The sequence below is a fragment of the Nocardiopsis suaedae genome, from assembly GCF_027706745.1.
GTDB classification, from domain to species: domain Bacteria; phylum Actinomycetota; class Actinomycetes; order Streptosporangiales; family Streptosporangiaceae; genus Nocardiopsis_A; species Nocardiopsis_A suaedae.
Window position 1 is genome coordinate 36,374 of sequence record NZ_JAQFWP010000033.1, and the last position, 17,841, is coordinate 54,214.

The 17,841-nt window shown below is 74.5% G+C and carries 12 protein-coding genes; 9 read left to right on the top strand and 3 right to left on the bottom strand.

Going from position 1 to position 17,841, the window contains the following annotated elements; translation table 11 throughout:
• The first annotated feature begins 7 nt into the window (after positions 1–7).
• Both O4U47_RS17635 and O4U47_RS17640 read left to right on the top strand, forming a co-directional pair.
• Complete coding sequence (locus tag O4U47_RS17635; RefSeq protein WP_270678981.1) at positions 8–2,566, top strand: helix-turn-helix transcriptional regulator; 2,559 nt, start codon at positions 8–10, stop codon at positions 2,564–2,566.
• Positions 2,567–3,052: 486 nt separating this feature from the next.
• Entirely contained in the window at positions 3,053–3,844 is a 792-nt protein-coding gene (locus O4U47_RS17640; RefSeq protein ID WP_270678982.1) for an AMP-binding protein, read from the top strand.
• A gap of 82 nt (positions 3,845–3,926) precedes the next feature.
• Here the strand turns inward: O4U47_RS17640 and O4U47_RS17645 are convergent, their stop codons facing one another.
• On the bottom strand, positions 3,927–4,874 hold the full coding sequence (locus tag O4U47_RS17645) for an alpha/beta hydrolase (protein WP_270678983.1): 948 nt from the start codon (positions 4,872–4,874) through the stop codon (positions 3,927–3,929).
• A 213-nt stretch (positions 4,875–5,087) separates the two neighbouring features.
• Positions 5,088–5,600, bottom strand: coding sequence for an ATP-binding protein (locus O4U47_RS17650; protein ID WP_270678984.1), 513 nt, complete (start codon positions 5,598–5,600; stop codon positions 5,088–5,090).
• A 383-nt stretch (positions 5,601–5,983) separates the two neighbouring features.
• Between O4U47_RS17650 and O4U47_RS17655 the strand changes: the two genes are divergently transcribed.
• The 5 genes from O4U47_RS17655 to O4U47_RS17675 all read left to right on the top strand — a co-directional run bounded on the left by O4U47_RS17655 (position 5,984) and on the right by O4U47_RS17675 (position 12,622).
• The gene (locus O4U47_RS17655) at positions 5,984–7,000 is read left to right on the top strand and encodes an ATP-binding protein (protein ID WP_270678985.1); all 1,017 of its coding nucleotides are present in this window, start codon (positions 5,984–5,986) and stop codon (positions 6,998–7,000) included.
• 429 nt (positions 7,001–7,429) lie between these two features.
• Complete coding sequence (locus O4U47_RS17660; protein ID WP_270678986.1) at positions 7,430–9,022, top strand: ABC transporter substrate-binding protein; 1,593 nt, start codon at positions 7,430–7,432, stop codon at positions 9,020–9,022.
• Positions 9,023–9,120: 98 nt separating this feature from the next.
• Positions 9,121–10,074, top strand: a complete 954-nt coding sequence (locus O4U47_RS17665) for an ABC transporter permease (protein ID WP_270678987.1) — start codon at positions 9,121–9,123, stop codon at positions 10,072–10,074.
• Positions 10,071–10,958 carry an ABC transporter permease gene (locus tag O4U47_RS17670; protein ID WP_270678988.1) on the top strand — a complete coding sequence of 296 codons (888 nt, stop codon included), beginning with the start codon at positions 10,071–10,073 and terminating at the stop codon, positions 10,956–10,958. The genes O4U47_RS17665 and O4U47_RS17670 overlap by 4 nt, the downstream gene beginning before the upstream one ends.
• Positions 10,958–12,622 carry an ABC transporter ATP-binding protein gene (locus O4U47_RS17675; RefSeq protein WP_270678989.1) on the top strand — a complete coding sequence of 555 codons (1,665 nt, stop codon included), beginning with the start codon at positions 10,958–10,960 and terminating at the stop codon, positions 12,620–12,622. The genes O4U47_RS17670 and O4U47_RS17675 overlap by 1 nt, the downstream gene beginning before the upstream one ends.
• 63 nt (positions 12,623–12,685) lie before the next feature.
• On the opposite strand, the gene pta is transcribed toward O4U47_RS17675, so the two are convergent.
• Positions 12,686–14,743 carry a phosphate acetyltransferase gene (gene pta / locus O4U47_RS17680; protein WP_270678990.1) on the bottom strand — a complete coding sequence of 686 codons (2,058 nt, stop codon included), beginning with the start codon at positions 14,741–14,743 and terminating at the stop codon, positions 12,686–12,688.
• Positions 14,744–15,158: 415 nt separating this feature from the next.
• On the opposite strand from pta, the gene O4U47_RS17685 reads away from it, so the two are divergent.
• Both O4U47_RS17685 and O4U47_RS17690 read left to right on the top strand, forming a co-directional pair.
• Positions 15,159–16,628, top strand: a complete 1,470-nt coding sequence (locus O4U47_RS17685; RefSeq protein ID WP_270678991.1) for an aldehyde dehydrogenase family protein — start codon at positions 15,159–15,161, stop codon at positions 16,626–16,628.
• A 28-nt stretch (positions 16,629–16,656) separates the two neighbouring features.
• Positions 16,657–17,766 carry an alcohol dehydrogenase catalytic domain-containing protein gene (locus O4U47_RS17690; RefSeq protein ID WP_270678992.1) on the top strand — a complete coding sequence of 370 codons (1,110 nt, stop codon included), beginning with the start codon at positions 16,657–16,659 and terminating at the stop codon, positions 17,764–17,766.
• Positions 17,767–17,841: the final 75 nt, after the last annotated feature.

Below are 17,841 nucleotides of genomic sequence, written 5' to 3' on the forward strand. Positions count from 1 at the left end.
TCGCGTGATGGCCATGGCACCTCGTACCGCGCCGGCGCGGCAGAACCTCCCTTTGGAGTCCGACAGCTTCATCGGCCGCGAGCGCGACCTGAGCGACCTGCTCCGCCTCTTGGAGGCCGACCGGGTCGTCACCCTGTGCGGGGTGGGCGGGATCGGCAAGACCCGGCTGGCGCTGCGGGTGGCGGCGCACGCCACCGGCTCCTTCGCCGACGGCGTCTGGCTGGCCGAGATGGCGGGGCTGGCCACCGCGCACGAGGTCGCCGCCCGGGTGGCCGCGGCGGTGGGGGTCACCGAGGAGGCCGGGCGGCCGCTGGAGGACACGCTGCGCGACGCGCTGCGCGCGCGGCGGGTGCTGCTCCTGCTGGACGGCTGCGGGCCCGTGGCCGGGCCGGTGGCCCGGCTGGGCGCCTCGCTGGTGGAGTCCTGCCCCGATGTCTCCCTGCTGATCACCTCCGAGGATCCGGTGCGCATCCCGGGCGAGGCCATCTGGCGGGTGCCGCCGCTGGCGCTGCCCGGTCCGGACGGCGAGGCCGACGTCCGCGACTCCGAGGCGGTGCGGCTGTTCCTGGAGCGCGCCCGGGACGCCCGCCCGGACCTGTCGGCCACGCCCGGGACGGTGGCGGCCGCGGCGGCGGTGTGCCGGGCGGTGGGCGGCATCCCGCTGGCGGTCGAGCTCACCGCGGCCTGGCTGCGCCGCCTCTCCCCAGAGGAGGTCGCCGCTCAGGTCACCGCGTGCCTTCGGGCTCAGGCGGGGGCGGCCCCTCCGCCCCGGCGCGGCCGCCCCCGCCCGCCCGCCTCCCGGGAGGCGGTGCTGCGCGCCCTGCTGGACCACGTGCACGGCCTGCTGGGCGAGCAGGAGCGGGTGCTGCTGCGGCGGCTGTCGGTCTTCGGCGACTGGGACCTGGAGTCGGCCGAACGGGTCTGCCCGGGCGGCCCGGTCGATGAGGGGGCGGTTCTGGACCTGGTCTCCTCCCTGGTCGACCGGGGGCTGATCGCGCTCACCGCCGAACTGCAGGAGCGGGTGCGCTACCGCCTGCCCGGGCCGGTGCGCCGCTACGCCGCGGATCGGCTGGAGGCCTCCGGGGAGCGGGACCGGGTGCTGCTGCGGCACCGGGACCACATGCTCGCCGCCGTCGAGGACTTGGGCTCGGCCGCGGTGGCCGGGCGGCTGATGCCCTGGGCCGAGCGGTTCGGCCGGTGGCGGCGCGTGTCCATCGAGTACGACAACGTGCGCGCGGCGCTGCGCTGGACGGCGCGGCGCGGCGACACCGCGACCGGGCTGCGGTTCTGCGCGGCGCTGCGGGCGTACTGGTTGACCGGCTACCACTTCACCGAGGGGGCGCAGTGGAGCGGCTGCTTCCTGAACGGGCCGGAGGGCGACGGCCCGCCCTCCGGTGAGCCCGTTCCCCCCGGCTCGGGTGCGCCCGCCCCTCCCGTCCCCGGTCCGGACCCCAAGGGCGAGGGCGGTGCCCGCGCGCGGGCGCTGCTGTGCCGGGCCGAGCTGGAGTGGGCCCGGGGCCGCACCGGGACCTCCCGGCGCCTGGCCGAGGAGGGCCTGGCCCGGTGCCGGGCCGACGAGGACGCCGCCACGGTCGCCATGGGGCTCAACCTGCTGGCCCTGCTGGACCTGCGCACCGGGGACCGCGCCGCCGCCGGGGCGCGCCTGTCGGAGGCGCTGGCGCTGGCCCGCTCCTCCGGGGACCTGTGGAACGAGGCGATGGCGATGAGCGGCCAGGGAGCGCTCGCGGCGCTCCGGGGCGACCCCGCCGCCGCCGACACCCGCTACAGCGCGGCGCTGATGCTCCTGCGCGGGATGGACCACCGCTGGGGCGTGGGGGTCGTGCTCATCGGGCAGGCCACGGCCGCCGAGCGGCAGGGCGACCTGACCGCCGCCGACCGCTGCTACCGGGAGTCGCTGGACATCCAGCGCGACATCGGGGCGGCGCCGGATCTGGCCCGGTGCCTGTTCGGAGTGGGCCGGGTCGCCCGCGCCCTCGGGTCGGCCGCCCAGGCCTACGACTACCTGAGCGAGGGGCTGGTGCTCAGTCAGAGCACCGGCCAGCGCGCGGGCGTGGCGGTGGGGCTGGCCTCCATCGCCCGGGTGGCGGCCGGGGACGGCGACGTCGCCGAGGCGTGCCGCCTGGCCGGGGCGGGGGCGGCGCTGCGCGAGCGGTCCTCCCCGGACCGCCCGTCCCGGTCCTGGGCGCGCACCGCCGAGGAGCTCGGCGTGGACGCGGCGGCGCTGGCGGCCTGGTGGCACGAGGGGCGGCGGATGGACCCGGGCGCGGCGGCGGCGCTGGCGCTGCGGGTCGCCGAGACCGGGCGGCTGCCCCGGCCGCGCACGCCCCGGCGCGAGGCGGTGCCCGAGCGCCGGGACCTGACCGCCCGCGAGCTGGAGGTGGCCCGGCTGGTCAGCCGGGGGCTGGGCAACCGCGACATCGCCGTGAAGCTGTTCATCGCCCCGGCCACGGTCGCCCGGCACGTCGCCAACATCAACCGCAAGCTCGGATTCCACTCGCGGCGCCAGATCGCGGCGTGGGTCGGCGGCCCAGGGCCCACCCGGTGAGCCGCGGTACCCCCTCCGCCGGGGCTCCGCTGAGATAACCGCTACGACCTGCTATTTCAGGATCACGACGCCCCTGTGTACAGAAAATACATATGCAGGTGCACACGTGAATGCATGTGCAAACGCCGATTCGCGCGCTAGTGTCGTGGACATGAGGAGGCCGAGCCCCACCGACGTCAGGCGGAGGGACGAGGACCCTCGGACGTCCTGGAGGTGCGAGTCTCCAGGGCACCGCGGAGCGGCCGTGCGGAGCATCCGCCCGGCGGGCCCGCTCCGTCCCCTCGGGGGCGACGGAGCGGGGGTCCGGCGGCGGCACCGCGGAATCGCTGGAGGACCGTGCGGCCGCGGGTGCGGAGAGGGGAGGCACCCGCGGCGCCGCCGGGCACGGCGCTACCGGGCTCGCCACGTGGAGGGGGCGTGACGAGCCCGGCAAGCGATGCGCCGCCGGGCGCGCCGGTGGCCGATCGAGGCGATGTGGGGGTCGGGATGAGGGATCTGCCCGCGCACGGCGGCCCGGTCGGCTCGCTCACCGGAGGGCTGCTGGAGCGGCTGCAGAACTCGGCGCGCACCCCCGCGGTCACCGCGGCCGACGGCGCGCGCACCCCGGCGATCGTCTTCGCGGCCACCGCCGAGCGGGCCGCCGCGGGGCTGGCCCGCCGGGGCGTCCACCCGGGCGACGTGGTGGCGGTCCTGGTACCGCCCTCCCCCGAGCGGCTGCTGGCGGTGTTCACCTCGATGGCGGCGGGGGCGGTGGTGCTGCCGCTGGAGGGGGCCGACCCCGTGGCCGCGGCCGAGGTGCTCACCTCCACCGACACCCGGATGCTGCTGGCCGCCGAGGCGCTGGCCCCGGACGCGCTGGCGCTGGCCGACCGGTCCCGGGTGCGCCAGGTGGTGGCCTTCGGCCAGGCCCCCGAGACCACGCCGTTCGACGAGCTGCTGCTGCCCGGGCCCGAGGGGGCAGAGCCGGACCGGGCCGCCGGGGAGGCCGAGGGCGGGCTGCTGACCTACGGCGCCGACGCCCGGTCGGTGCGCACCGTGGTGCACGGGCAGGAGGAACTGCTGGCCCGGTTCCGCGCGCTGGACGCCGAGCTCGTCCTGACCCCGGAGGACACGGTGGCCCTGGACGCCGCCATGCCCGAGCACGACCAGGTGGTGCTGGCCGCGGTGGCGCTGTGGCGCGGGGCCTCCGTGGTGGCCTCCCCCGGTGCGCAGCCCTCGGAGCTGGCCGCCCTGGGGGTGACGGTGCAGGGGTCGCCGACCCCGGCGCGCATCGGCTGATGCGCCCGCCCGGACCAGGGGAGGTGCGCCGGCTCCCGTCCGATCCCGCCGGTGCACCTCCCCGTTCCGCCTCGGCCGCGCCTCAGCCGTGCAGCGCCCTGCGCATCGCGTCGTAGAAGGGCTGGGCCGACCGCCGCGCCGCCGGGACCGCGTGCATCCAGCGCAGGAAGCTGTGCACCATGCCGGGGGCGTCCCAGGCCTCGACCGGGACCCCGGCCTGTTCCAGGCGCTTCGCGAAGGCGGTGCCGTCCTCCTTGAGCGGGTCGTGCTCGGCGGTGAGGATGAACGCGGGCGGGAGGACCGTCAGGTCGCGGGCGCGCGCCGGGGGCACGTAGTGCGGCAGCTCGGACAGCGGGAAGCCGCCGAGGAAGGTCCGCATGTACCAGCCGAGCTCGTCGGCGCTCATGCCGCCGGACGCGTCGGCGCCGTCCCCGCCCGGTCCGGCGAAGCCCTCCCCCGAGGCGGCCCCGGTGCCCGGATAGACCAGGCCCAGGTGGACCGGTCCGGGCACGCCGCGCTCGGCGGCCATGAAGGCCGTGCTCAGGGAGAGGAAGCCGCCCGCACTGTCCCCGGCGACCGCGATGCGGGCGGGGTCGGCGCCCAGGGGCCCGGCCTCGTCCCGCAGCCAGGTGTAGGCCGCGAAGCAGTCCTCCAGGGCGGCGGGGAAGGGGTGCTCGGGCGCCATCCGGTAGTCGACCGCGACCACGAGCGCCCCGGCCTGCTCGGCCAGCAGCCGCACGGCGTTGTCGTGGGTGTCCAGGCCGCCGACGACGAAGCCGCCGCCGTGCAGGTAGAGCACCGCGGGCAGCCCCTCGCCGGGGGTGGGCCGGTAGACGCGCACGGGGATCCCGGGGGCGCCTTCGGGGCCGGGGACCGTGCGGTCCTCGACGGAGTGGAGCCGTGCCAGGCGGGGCGCCTCCAGCGCCTCCTCGCGCTCGCGGGCCCGCTCGGCCGGGACGTCCAGCGCGTCGTCGAAGACCACCTCGGTGAGGGTGTCGATGTAGGCCTGCAGTTCGGGGTCGACCGCCATGCCGCCCGTCTCCTGTTCCGCTCGCCGGGCGCCGGGGGCGGCGCCGCCGGGGACGCCCCGGCCGGGAGCGAACCTACCCGCTCCCCGAGCGATCCTCACATCACCAAAGAAACAGGAACATAACGGACATCACCCTGCCCGCTCCTCGTTGATCTCGGGAAAAACGCCCCTACAAGCGCGCTTTCAGCGTCGCTTTTCCCGAGATCAACGAGGTCAGGACTCCGGGAGGTCGATCTCGAACCAGGCGACGTGGGTGCCCTCGCCGCGGTACTCGCCGCTGCGCGAGGTGCAGCTCTCGATGATGAGTTTGCCGCGGCCGTAGTCCCCGTCGGCGTCGCGCAGCTCGCCGTCGGACCCGGCCTCCGCACTCTTCTCGCCCTGGTCGGCCACGGCGACCCGGACCAGGCCGCGCTCCGTGCGGATGGACAGCGTCATCACCCCGCCCACCTGGCCGGAGCGCGAGTGCAGCAGCGCGTTGGTGGCCAGTTCGCTGGCGGCCAGCTCGGCGTCGTCGATGGAGCCGGCCGGGACCGGGCCGCCGGGGAGTCGGACCCCCTCCAGGACGTCGCGCACGCGCGCGCGGATCGAGCGCACGGCGGTCAGGTTGCCCACACAGCTCCACACGGTGTGGTCGGTGGCGGCCTCCGTGAACTCCTCCTCGGCCAGGCCGGGCGCGGCGACGGGGTCGGCAGCGGCGTACTCCTGGAGTCGCTGCGATTCGGTCATCCCCGTGTCACTCCCATCACCGGCCGACGGTAGCCGCCGACCTCACCTTAGACAAAGGCGCACCATGACCAGGACAGCACATCCGGGCGCGCGGGGCGGCGGCAACCCCACAAAACGCGGCTCCGTGTCCGGTCCCGATACGACAAAGGACGCGCCCGGACGTCAACACCCCCGCCGACCTGGGGATTCCCGACCCCGCCCGCACACCGCGAGGGGCCGGGGCGCCCGGCCCGCGGGCCGGGCGCCCCCGCGACGCGCCGGGGATGCGGCCAGGGTGAAATCCCCGACACCGCCTCCCTTCGGAACGATAATCGTTATCATCACGGACACCCCGCACCTCTCGGGGCCCACACACTCCAGGGACCACGTTCGGAAGGCACCAGATGAAGATCGCGTTCGCGGGCAAGGGCGGAAGCGGCAAGACCACCCTGTCCGCCCTGTTCACCCGCTTTCTCGCGGAGTCGGGCCACACGGTGGCCGCCATCGACGCCGACATCAACCAGAACCTCGGCGCGGCACTGGGCGTGCCCGCCGCCGAGCTCGCCGCCCTCCCGCCGCTGGGCGGCCGCCTGGCCGAGCTCAAGGAGCTGCTGCGCGGAGACAACCCGCGCATCCCCTCGGCCGGGGACATGGTCAAGACCACCCCTCCGGGGCGCGGCTCGCGCCTGCTCGGCCTGGACGGGGACAACCCCGTGCACCGCCGGTTCGGCCTGCGCGCCCCCGGGGGCGCCGTGCTCATGGCCACCGGCCCGTTCACCTCCGAGGACCTGGGGGTGGCCTGCTACCACTCCAAGGTCGGCGCGGCCGAGCTGTACCTGAACCACCTGGTGGACGGGGCGGGGGAGTACGCGGTGGCGGACCTGACCGCCGGGGCCGACTCCTTCGCCTCCGGCCTGTTCACCCGGTTCGACGTCACCTTCCTGGTCGCCGAGCCGACACTGCGCGGGGTGGGGGTGTACCGCCAGTACGCGGACTACGCGCGCGAGCACGACGTGCGGATCATGGTGGTCGGCAACAAGGTGGAGGACGAGGCCGACCTGGAGTTCCTCCACGAGCACGTCGGGGACGCGCTGGTCGCCTCGTTCGGCCACTCGCGCTTCGTCCGCGCCATGGAGAAGGGCCGCCACCCGGCCCTCTCCGAGCTGGAGGGGGCCAACCTCAAGACGCTCGCCTGGATGCGCGACACCGTGGACGCCGTCCCCAAGGACTGGGAGAAGTTCACCCGGCAGGGGGTGGAGTTCCACCTGCGCAACGCCGAGGCGTGGGCCGAGGCGGCCACCGGGCGCGACCTGCGGGGGCAGGTGGACCACGGTTTCACGGTCGGCCCCGAGGCGCTGGCCGAGAGCCGCCGTGCCCTGGCGGACGACCCGGCGGCCGACCCGGCGGTGGGGCCGCGCTGACCCCATCTTTACCAAGCGTGCGCTTGATATAACCCAAATCGGGCGAAATCAACCTCAAACAACACGTTTTCACGTATCGCCCGCATCGATTCGGTCACGACCTCACGGCCCCGGAGGCGCTTTCCGGGGCCGTGGCACCCGCTCGCACCATCCGGACGGCGGTGCGCCTGACGCAACTTGCGATAATCGCATCATTGCTGGTCACCCCCATTTTAATTACATGCTGTGACGAAATGCCATCGGGTGTCCATCACAGTCCGATTTCACCCTGTGTGAGCGCTCGACCACGGTTTGACGTGCATCTTCGTGGTGATGACTATCGGTCAGGTCGGCGCATGCGTGCGCCGCGGGTGCCCCCTCGCTTCGCGCCTCCCCGACCCGGCGCCGAAGCGCACCCTGTCCTGACCCCAGCGCGAACCGAGGTGCCACGTGTCGTCCCTGCCCACCGATTCCGACCATCAGCCCGCCTCCGGGGACGCGAAGGCGGCGCCCAGCCGCCGCACCGTCCTGATGGCGGGTGCGGCCGGCGCCGTCGTCGTCCCCGCCCTGTCCGCCTGCGGCTCCGGCTCCGGCGGCGGGAGCGGCGCGGGCGGCGGCCGTCTGCGGGTCGGCGTGGCCGGCGGATCGTCCAACGACACCGTGGACGCCCACAACCCCACCGACAACCCCGACATCGCCCGCGTCTACAACCTCTACGCCGGACTGTGCCGCTTCGCCGCTGACTTCTCCATCGAGATGGCGCTGGCCGAGTCGCTGGAGCCCAACGACAAGGCCGACGTGTGGACCGCCACCCTCAAGGAGGGCCTGACCTTCCACGACGGCTCCCCGGTCGACGCCGACGCGCTCATCTTCACCCTCAAGCGCATCACCGACCCGGACAAGCCGGGCACCAGCGCCCAGCAGCTGGCCACCATGAAGCGCGACGAGCTCAAGAAGGTCGACGACCGCACCGTCGAGATCCCCTTCGAAGAGGGCTACGTCACCTTCAAGGAGCTGTGCTCCGAGTACGCCATGGGCCTGGTCCCCGAGGGCTACGACCCGGAGAACCCGGTCGGCGCCGGCCCGTTCGCCTTCTCGGAGTTCACCAAGGGCGAGCGCAGCCTGTTCACCTCCTTCGACGACTTCTGGGACGGCCGCCCCAAGATCGACGAGGTGGAGATCATCAACTTCGCCGACGAGAGCGCCCGGGTCAACGCCCTGGTCAGCGGCGAGGTCGACGCCATCGCGCAGGTCCCGCACTCCCAGATCGAGGTCATCGAGTCCAACGAGTCCCTCCAGATCATGGAGTCGGAGTCGGGCATGTGGCTGCCGTTCACCATGCGGGTGGACTCCGAGCCCTTCGACGACGAGAAGGTGCGCCAGGCCTTCCGGCTCATCGTCGACCGCCAGGGGATGATCGACCAGGCCCTCAACGGCCACGGGCTCATCGGCAACGACGTCTACGGCCGGTTCGACCCCTTCTACGACGAGGAGCTGCCCCAGCGCGAGCAGGACATCAAGCAGGCCCGCAAGCTCCTCAAGGAGGCCGGCTACGAGGACGACCTGGAGGTCGAGCTGGTCACCGGCCCGATCAACGCCGGCGCCGAGGCCGCCGCCCAGGTCTTCAAGGAGCAGGCCAAACAGGCCGGGGTCACCGTCAAGCTCAAGCGGGTGACCAGCGAGGAGTTCTACGGCGACAACTACCTCAAGTGGACCTTCGCCCAGGACTTCTGGAGCGCCCGCCACTACCTCTCCCAGACCGCCCAGGGGTCCTACCCCGGTGCGCCGTTCAACGAGACGCACTGGGAGGACGAGGAGTGGATCGAGGTGGTCGACAAGGCGCGCGCCGAGACCGACGACGCCGAGCGCGAGAAGCTCGTCCAGCAGGCGATGAAGATCGAGTACGAGCGCGGCGGCTACATCATCTGGGGCTTCCCCAGCATGATCGACGGGGTCAGCAAGAAGGTGAAGGGCTTCGAGCCCTCCGTGGTCGGCCATCCGCTGGGCGGCTACAACTTCCGCTCGGTGACCATCGAGGCGTGACCGTCGAGGACTGACCGACGGGGGCGGCGCGCCGGAGTACCGGCACCGGGGCGCGCCGCCCTCCCGAACGCCCGCTCCCGCCGACTCCGAAGGTCACCATGCTTCGACTCATCCTGTACCGCCTGTTCTACGGGCTGCTGACCCTGTTCGTGGTCTCGCTCGTGGTCTTCGCGGCCACCCAGGCGCTGCCCAGCGACCCGGCCCAGGCCATCCTCGGGCGCGAGGCCGCGGACCCGGCCCGCCTGGCGGCGCTGCGCGAACAGCTCAACCTCGACCAGCCGCTGGCCCTGCAGTACTGGAGCTGGCTCAGCGGCGTCGCGGTGCTCGACTTCGGCACCTCGCTGTCGGGCGGCATGCCCGTGTCCGAGCTGCTCGGCCCGCGCGTCCAGGCCAGCCTGACCCTGATGCTGGTCACCGCGGTGATCGCCGCCCCGATCGCGATGGCCATCGGCGCCTTCGCCGCGCTGCGCCGCGACCGCCGCTTCGACCACACCTCCTCGATGGCCACCCTGGTGCTGGCCGCCGTGCCCGAGTTCGCGGTCGGCATCGCCGGAATCCTGCTGCTGTCCACCGGCGGCCTCAAGCTGCTGCCGGCCGTCTACGCCGGAAGCTCCACCGAGGTGCTGGCCAACCCCGACCAGCTGGTGCTGCCGGTGCTGACGCTGGCGATCGCGGTCAGCCCGCCCATCATCCGGATGATGCGCGCCTCCATGATCGAGGTCCTGGAGAGCGAGTACGTGCAGCAGGCCCGGCTCAAGGGCCTGCCCGAGCGCACCGTCATCTGGCGCCACGCCGCCCCGAACGCGATCGGGCCGGTGGCCCAGGTGATCGCGCTGCAGCTGGGCTGGCTGGCCGGAGGCGTGGTCGCGATCGAGTTCCTGTTCAACTTCCCGGGGATCGGCAAGGCGCTGATGGACGCGATCGAGGCCCGCAACCTCCCGGTCATCCAGGCCGTCGCGCTGCTGATCGCCGCCGTGTACGTGCTGGTCAACCTGATCGCCGACGTCGTCGGGCTGGCCGCCAACCCGAAGGTGAGGGTGTCGTCCCGATGAGCACCGCCGACACCGCATCCGGCGCGGCGCCCGCCGCGCCCGTCCGCCGCCCCGGCCTGCTGCGCACCGCCTGGCGCTTCCACCGCACCAAGATCGGCGTGGTGCTGGCCGGCGCCGTACTGCTGGTCGCCGCGGCCGGCCCGTTCCTCAGCCCGTTCTCCCCGACCGAGGGGGCCGGGATGCCCAACAGCGCCTCGGCCGCGGGGACCCTGTTCGGCACCGACGAGGTCGGCCGGGACGTGTTCAGCCGGTTCCTGCACGGCGGCTACACGCTGGTGACCATCGCCGTGGCCTCGGCCCTGGCCGGGGTCGCCGCCGGCGCCGTGTTCGGCATCGTCGCCGGGTACCTGCGCAACTGGGCCGACGAGCTGATCATGCGCACCAACGACATGCTGCTGGCCTTCCCGCAGCTGGTGCTGGCCCTGCTGCTGCTGTCCATCCTGGGCCCGAAGGTGTGGCTGATCGTCGCCATCATCGCGCTCTCGCACGCCAACCGGGTGGCGCGGGTGACCCGCGAGGCCACGCTGAAGGTGGTCGAGCAGGACTTCGTCAAGTCCGCCGAGGCGATCGGCGTGCCGCGGTGGCGGATCATGGCCGCCGAGATCCTGCCCAACATCACCAGCCCGCTGCTGGTCGAGCTGGGGCTGCGGATCACCTACTCGGTCGGCACCATCGCCACGCTGAGCTTCCTGGGCATGGGCCTGCAGCCGCCCCAGGCCGACTGGGGCCTGATGATCAACGAGGGCCGCACCGCCATCACCATCCAGCCGTGGGCGGTCGTGCTGCCGGTCACGGCGGTCGCGGTGCTCACCATCGGCGCGAACCTCATCACCGACGGGCTCTCCCGGGCCTCCATCGGGATCGACCGGGGGGTGGAGAAGTAATGACCGGCTCCGAAGAGAACGCGGACACGGGCGCGGCCGCCGGGCGCGGCGGCACCGCGCTGCGCGTCGACGACCTGGCCGTGGTGGGCCACCCCTCCGAGGTGGAGATCATCTCCGGGGTGTCGCTCACCCTGGAGCGCGGGCACATCCTCGGCCTGGTCGGCGAGTCCGGATCGGGCAAGACCACCCTGGGGCTGTCCCTGCTGGCGCACTGCAAGCGCGCCACCGAGGTCTCCCACGGGACCATCGAGGTGTCCGGCAACGCTCTGACCGGGCTCGGCGAGAAGGAGGTGCGACGGCTGCGCGGCCGCGCCGTCGCCTACATCCCGCAGTCCCCGGCCTCGGCGCTCAACCCGGCGCTGCGGCTGCGCACCCAGCTCACCGAGGCGCTGCACGAGTGGGACGAGCAGGAGCGCGGGCCGCGCGCCGACCGCGTGCGCGAGGTCCTGCGGGAGGTGGCGCTGCCCGACGACGACGCGTTCCTGGCGCGCTACCCGCACCAGCTCTCCGGCGGCCAGCAGCAGCGGGTCGCCATCGCCATGGCCTTCGCCGGGTACCCCGACGTGATCGTCATGGACGAGCCCACCACCGGGCTGGACGTGACCACGCAGGCCCACGTGCTGCAGACCATCCGGTCCATGACCCGCGACTACGGCACCGCCGGGGTGTACATCAGCCACGACATGGCGGTCGTCGCCGACCTGGCCGACGACATCGCGGTGATGTACAAGGGCGAGGTCGTCGAGCGCGGCGCGGCGGCCCGGGTGCTCGCCGAGCCCGAGCACCCGTACACGCGGCGGCTGCTGCGCGCGGTGCCGCTGCTGCGCACCGAGGGGCACCCCGAGCCGGAGGAGCTGCCCGAGGCGCCGGTGCTGGAGCTGAGCGGGGTGCAGGCCGGGTACGGGCGCACCATCGTGCTGCGCGACATCGACCTGGAGGTGCGGCGCGGGGAGTGCGTGGCGCTGCTGGGCGAGTCCGGATCGGGCAAGACCACGCTGTCGCGGTCGGTGGCCGGGCTGCACACGCAGTTCTCCGGGGGGATGGTCTTCGACGGGGAGGTGCTGGCGCGCAGCAGCTACCGGCGCACCCCCGAGCAGCGGCGCCGGGTGCAGTACATCTTCCAGAACCCCTACGAGGCGCTGAACCCGCGCAAGCGGGTGCGGGAACTGATCCTCGCGCCGTACACGCACCTGGCGGGCAAGCCGAAGGACCCCGACGCGGTGGTGGCGCGCGCGCTGGAGCGCGCGGCGCTCCCGGCGTCGTACGCGGCGCGCTACCCCGAGCAGCTGAGCGGGGGCGAGCGGCAGCGGGTGAGCATCGCCCGCGCCATCTCCACCAGCCCCGACCTGCTGATCTGCGACGAGATCACCTCGGCGCTGGACGTGTCGGTGCAGGCCGAGATCGTGGAGCTGCTGCGCAACCTGCAGGACGGGGGGATGGCGCTGCTGTTCGTCACCCACAACATCGCCCTGGTGTCCAACATCGCGCAGAAGGTCGCGGTGCTGAACAAGGGAGAGATCGTGGAGCACGGGCACGTGGGCGAGGTGATGGCGCGGCCGCGGCACGGGTACACGCGCGCGCTCATCGCGGACACGCCCGACTTCGAGCTGTCCCTGCCGCCGTCCGACGCCGACCTCCAGGCCCCGGAGGCGGCCGGGCAGTAGTCCGGCGGTTCGAGTAGGGGGCGGCGGGCTTCCCGCCGCCCCCCTTCTCGTTGGCCCCCGAGGTCAACGGGCATCCTCGTCGGCCTGTTGCGCCTGGACCGCGGTGATGGCGACGGTGTTGACGATGTCGTCCACCAGCGCGCCGCGCGACAGGTCGTTGACCGGGCGGCGCAGCCCCTGCAGGACCGGGCCGACCGCCACCGCGCCCGCGCTGCGCTGCACCCCCTTGTAGAGGATGTTGCCGGTGTTCAGGTCCGGCACGATGAACACGGTGGCGCGCCCGGCGACCTCGCTGTCGGGCAGCTTGGTGCGGGCGACCCCCGGGTCGATGGCCGCGTCGTACTGGATGGGCCCCTCCACGGCCAGCTCCGGGGCGCGCTCACGGACCAGCTCGGTGGCCCGGCGCACCTTGTCCACGTCGGCCCCGGTGCCCGAGGCGCCCGTGGAGTAGGACAGCATGGCCACCCGCGGATCCACGCCGAAGCCGCGCGCGGTGCGGGCCGAGTCGACGGCGATGGCGGCGAGCTGCTCGGCGTCCGGGTCGGGGTTGACCGCGCAGTCGCCGTAGACCAGAACGCGGTCGGCCAGGCACATGAAGAACACGCTGGAGACCAGGGAGCTGCGGAGCAGCTCGAAGGAGGGGCGGATGGTCTGGGCGGTGGTGTGCACCGCGCCGGAGACCATGCCGTCGGCCAGTCCGCACTGCACCATCAGGGTGCCGAAGTAGGAGAGCTCGCGGACGGTGTCGCGGGCCAGCCCGACGGAGACGCCCTTGTGGGAGCGCAGCCGGGCGTACTCCTCGGCGAACCGCTCCACCAGGTCCGGGGAGGCGTCGGGGTCGACGACCTCGGCGGCGCCCACGTCCAGGCCCAGGTCGGCGGCGCGGGCCGCCACGTCCCGGGGCGAGCCGAGCAGCACCAGGTCGGCGGCGTCGCGGCGGAGCAGCAGGTCGGCGGCGCGCAGCACCCGCTCCTCGGTGCCCTCGGGCAGCACGATGCGGCGGCGGTCGGCGCGCGCCCGCTGCAGCAGGGTGTGCTCGAACATGAGCGGGGTGACCGCGGTGGAGCGGGCCACCTGGAGGCGCTCGACGATGTCGCGGCCGTCGACGGACTCGGCGAAGGCCCGCAGCGCCGTCTCGATCTTGGGTCCGGCCCCGGGGGCGATGCGGCCGCGGGTGCGGGCCGCCCGGGTGGCGGTGGGGAAGGTGTCCAGGTCGGTGGCGAGCACCGGCAGCCGGATGTCCATCCCGGTGAGCAGCCGCCACACCGGTTCGGGCAGGTCGGCGCCGCCGGTGAGGACCACCCCGGCCAGCGGCGGGAAGTCGGGCGAGGTGTGGGCGGCGTTGACCGCCGGGAGCAGGGCGCTGGCGCGGTCGGCGGCCATGATGACCGCGTTCTCGGGTTCGAGCCGGTCCAGGATGCTCGGCAGCGACATGGCGGCCACCAGCACGCCGGACACCTCCCGGCCGAGCCGCTTCTCCTCGCCGAAGAGCAGCCGGGCCTCACAGGCCCGCTGCAGGTCGCGCAGGGTGGGGGCGCGCAGCCGGGGCACCTCGGGCAGCACGTACCCCTCCCCGGCCAGCTCCCGGCGCAGCAGCGGGGCCTGGTCGGGGTCGACCCGGTCGACGACGGTGCCCAGCAGGGAGGCGTGCTCGCGGTCGAGCTCCTGGCGGGCGATGGCGATGACGTCGCGCACCTCCGGCTCGCCCCGCCCGGCGCCGGAGACCACCAGCAGCACGGGGGTGCCGAGGTTGGCGGCGACGCGGGCGTTGAAGGAGAACTCGGTGGCCGAGCCGACGTCGGTGTAGCCGGAGCCGACGACGACCATGGCGGCGTGCCGGGCGGCGGCCGCGTGGTAGGCGTCGACGATGCGCGACAAGGCCTGGTCGGGGTCGGTGCGCACGTCGCCGTAGGTGGCGCCGACGCAGTCCTCGTAGTCGTCGCCCAGGTCGAAGCGGGTGCGCAGGGTCTCCACGATGGGGTCGCGCCCGCGCCCGTCGACGACGGGGCGCAGCACCCCGACGGAGTGGACGGTGCTGGACAGCTGCTCGGCGGTCCCGAGCGCGACGACGGCCTGCTGGCTATCGGCATCGGTGGCCGCGATGTAGACGCCCCGCGTCATGCCCCCGCCTTTCGCGAAGTCCGGGCGCCCCCTCAGGCGCGCCCCGTGCACCGGGCGGCCCCGCCCCGGAATGCGGGGCGGGGGTCCCCGCTCCACCGTAGACCCCGGTGGCGGACGGCCCCGGAGGGGCGTGCCGCGGGCGGCGGCATCCGGGTGGCAAAGCCTCCGCCAAGCCGCCGCGCGTCACCGAAGGAGCCGCGCGACTCGGCCGCCGACCCGGCCCCTTCCGTCGTTCCTCCCGAGATCATCGGAGGTCGCCACCCCCGGTCACCGCACGCCCCCACCGCCGGGAAGGGGCGGCGACCACCCGCACCTAGCGCTCGCTTGGTATGCGGGTTACGATGCGCGCACGACTCCCCCGACGCCCTTCCCTCCCGCGCCCCGGGCGGCAGGGCGGCCGTGAAAGGACCCCCCGATGACGCCGCCCACCTACCCCAACCACATCGATGGTGAGTCCCGGCCCGCGATCGGCGGCGGGTGGCTGGACAGCACCGACCCCTCGACCGGCCGGGTCTGGGCGCGCGTGCCCGACTCCGGCCCCGACGACATCGCCGAGGCGGTGGACGCCGCCCGGCGGGCCGCACCCGGGTGGGCGGCCGTCCCGCCCGCCCGGCGCGCCGCCGTGCTGCGCCGCTGGGCCCAGACCGTCACCGAGCACGCCGATGACCTCGCCCGCACCGAGAGCCGCGACAACGGGCGGGTGCTGCGCGAGACGCGCGGCGCCGACCTGCCCGGCGGCGCCATGCACATCGCGTACAACGCGGGCCTCGCCGACACGGTCACCGGGGACACCCTCCACCTGGGCGGCACGGCCTCGGTCTCCACCCTCCTGGAGCCCTACGGGGTCGTCGGGGTGATCCTGCCCTGGAACGCCCCGCTGGCCATGTTCTTCGCCAAGGTGTCCGGCGCCCTGGCGGCGGGCAACGCGGTCGTGGTCAAGCCCGCCGAGCAGGCCTGCTGCTCGGTGCTGGCCGGGTGCGCCCTGCTGGAGGAGGCGGGGCTGCCGCCCGGCGCGGTCAACGTGGTCGCGGGCACCGGGGAGCGCGCCGGGGAGGCGCTGGTGGCCCACCCCGGCGTCGCCAAGGTGCACGTCACCGGCTCCACCGCCACCGGGCGGCGGGTGACCGAGCTGTCGGCCGCCGGCATCACCGACCTCTCGCTGGAGCTGGGCGGCAAGTCGGCCTGCATCGTCTTCGACGACGCCGACCTGGACGCGGCCGCCGCGGGGGCCGCCGGGGCGGTCTACACCGGCGGCGCGGGCCAGTCGTGCGTGGCCGCCTCCCGGTTCGTCGTCCAGGACACCGTCTTCGAGGCGTTCACCGAGCGGGTGCGCGCGCACGCACGGGCGCTGCGCGTGGGCGCCCCCGGCGCGCCCGACACCGACATGGGGCCCATCGCCTCCGAGGAGCAGTACCGCAAGGTGCTCTCCTACCTGGAGCTGGGCCCCAAGGAGGGCGCGGAGCTCCTGTTCGGCGGCGGCTCCGGCCCGGACGCGCTCACCGGGCCCGACCCCGCCCTGGACGGGGGCTACTGGGTGGAGCCGACCCTGTTCCGGGCCGACGACGGCGGCCTGAGGCTCTGCCAGGAGGAGATCTTCGGACCGGTGGCCGTGGCGCTGCCCTTCGCCACCGAAGAGGAGGCCTACGCCATCGCCAACGGCACCGGGTACGGGCTGGCCGGGGGCGCGTGGACGCGCGACCTGGCGCGCGCCCGGCGGGCGGTCTCCGCCATCGACGCCGGGACGGTGTGGATCAACACCTTCCGGCGCATCCACTGGGCGGTCCCCTTCGGCGGCCGCAAGCAGAGCGGCAACCTGCCCTCCAACGGCCCGGACGCCCTGCGCGAGTGGCTCACCCTCAAGGCCGCGTGGATCGAGCCGGCCTGAGGCGGCCCGGACGGGAAGGACGTGACGGATGCTGATGCGTGCGGCGGTGCTGACCGCCTTCGACGCTCCGCTGGAGGTCCGCGGGGTGGAGGCGGGCGACCCCGGGCCCGGCGAGGCGCGGGTCCGGATCGCCGCGTCCGGCGTGTGCGGGTCGGACCTCAAGGCGATCGACGGCCACAGCCCGGTGGTGCCGCGGCTTCCGGTGGTGTGCGGGCACGAGAGCGCGGGGACCGTGGACGCGGTCGGGCCCGGGGCGGAGGCCGTGGCCCCCGGCGATCCGGTGCTCATCGCGATGAACCGCCCGTGCGGGCGGTGCCGGATGTGCGCCGGGGCCCAGGCGCACCTGTGCACGGACGACGCGCGCCTCAAGGCGGTCATGGGGCTGATGCCCGACGGCGGCACGCGCCTGCGCATGGACGGCGCCGAGGTGCGCCCCTACCTGGGCATCGGGTCCTTCGCCGAGTACACGGTGGTCTCCGAGCGCGCGCTCGTGCCGCTTCCCCGCGACGTCCCGCTCGCCCCGATGGCCCTGCTGAGCTGCGCGGTCGTCACCGGCGTGGGGGCGGTGCTGACCACCGCGCGGGTGGAGCCCGGCTCCTCGGTGCTGGTGGTGGGCTGCGGGGGCGTGGGGCTGAACGCGGTGCAGGGGGCGGCGGTGGCGGGCGCCGCCCGGATCGTCGCCGCCGACCTGGTGGAGGCCAAGGCCCAGGCGGCGGGGCGGTTCGGCGCCACCGACACCGTCACGGCCGGCGACGGCCTGGAGGAGCGGGTGCGGGACCTGGTGCCGGGCGGGGTGGACTACGCCATCGAGGCCACCGGGGCGCCGGCGGCGCTGGCCGGGGCGTTCGCGGCGACCCGGCCGGGCGGCACCACGGTGATGGTGGGCAGCCCGCCGCCGGGGGCCGAGGCGGCGGTGCCGGCCGGGACCCTGTTCGCCTCCCGGCGCCTGATGGGCTGCCAGGGCGGGGACGCGTCCCCGCACACGGACCTGCCGCGCCTGGTCGACCTGTACCGGGCGGGACGGCTGCGCCTGGAGGAGCTGATCACCGAGCGCGTGGACCTGGAGGACGTGAACGGCGCCGTCGAGCGCGTCCGAAAGGGGGAGACCGCCCGCGCCCTCGTCGTCCCGCAGGGATGAGCAACGGACCGGCAGGCGCCCCGCTCCCCGGGGCCCATGCGCACCGTGGGGACGGCGAGGGGGGCGGTTCCGCCA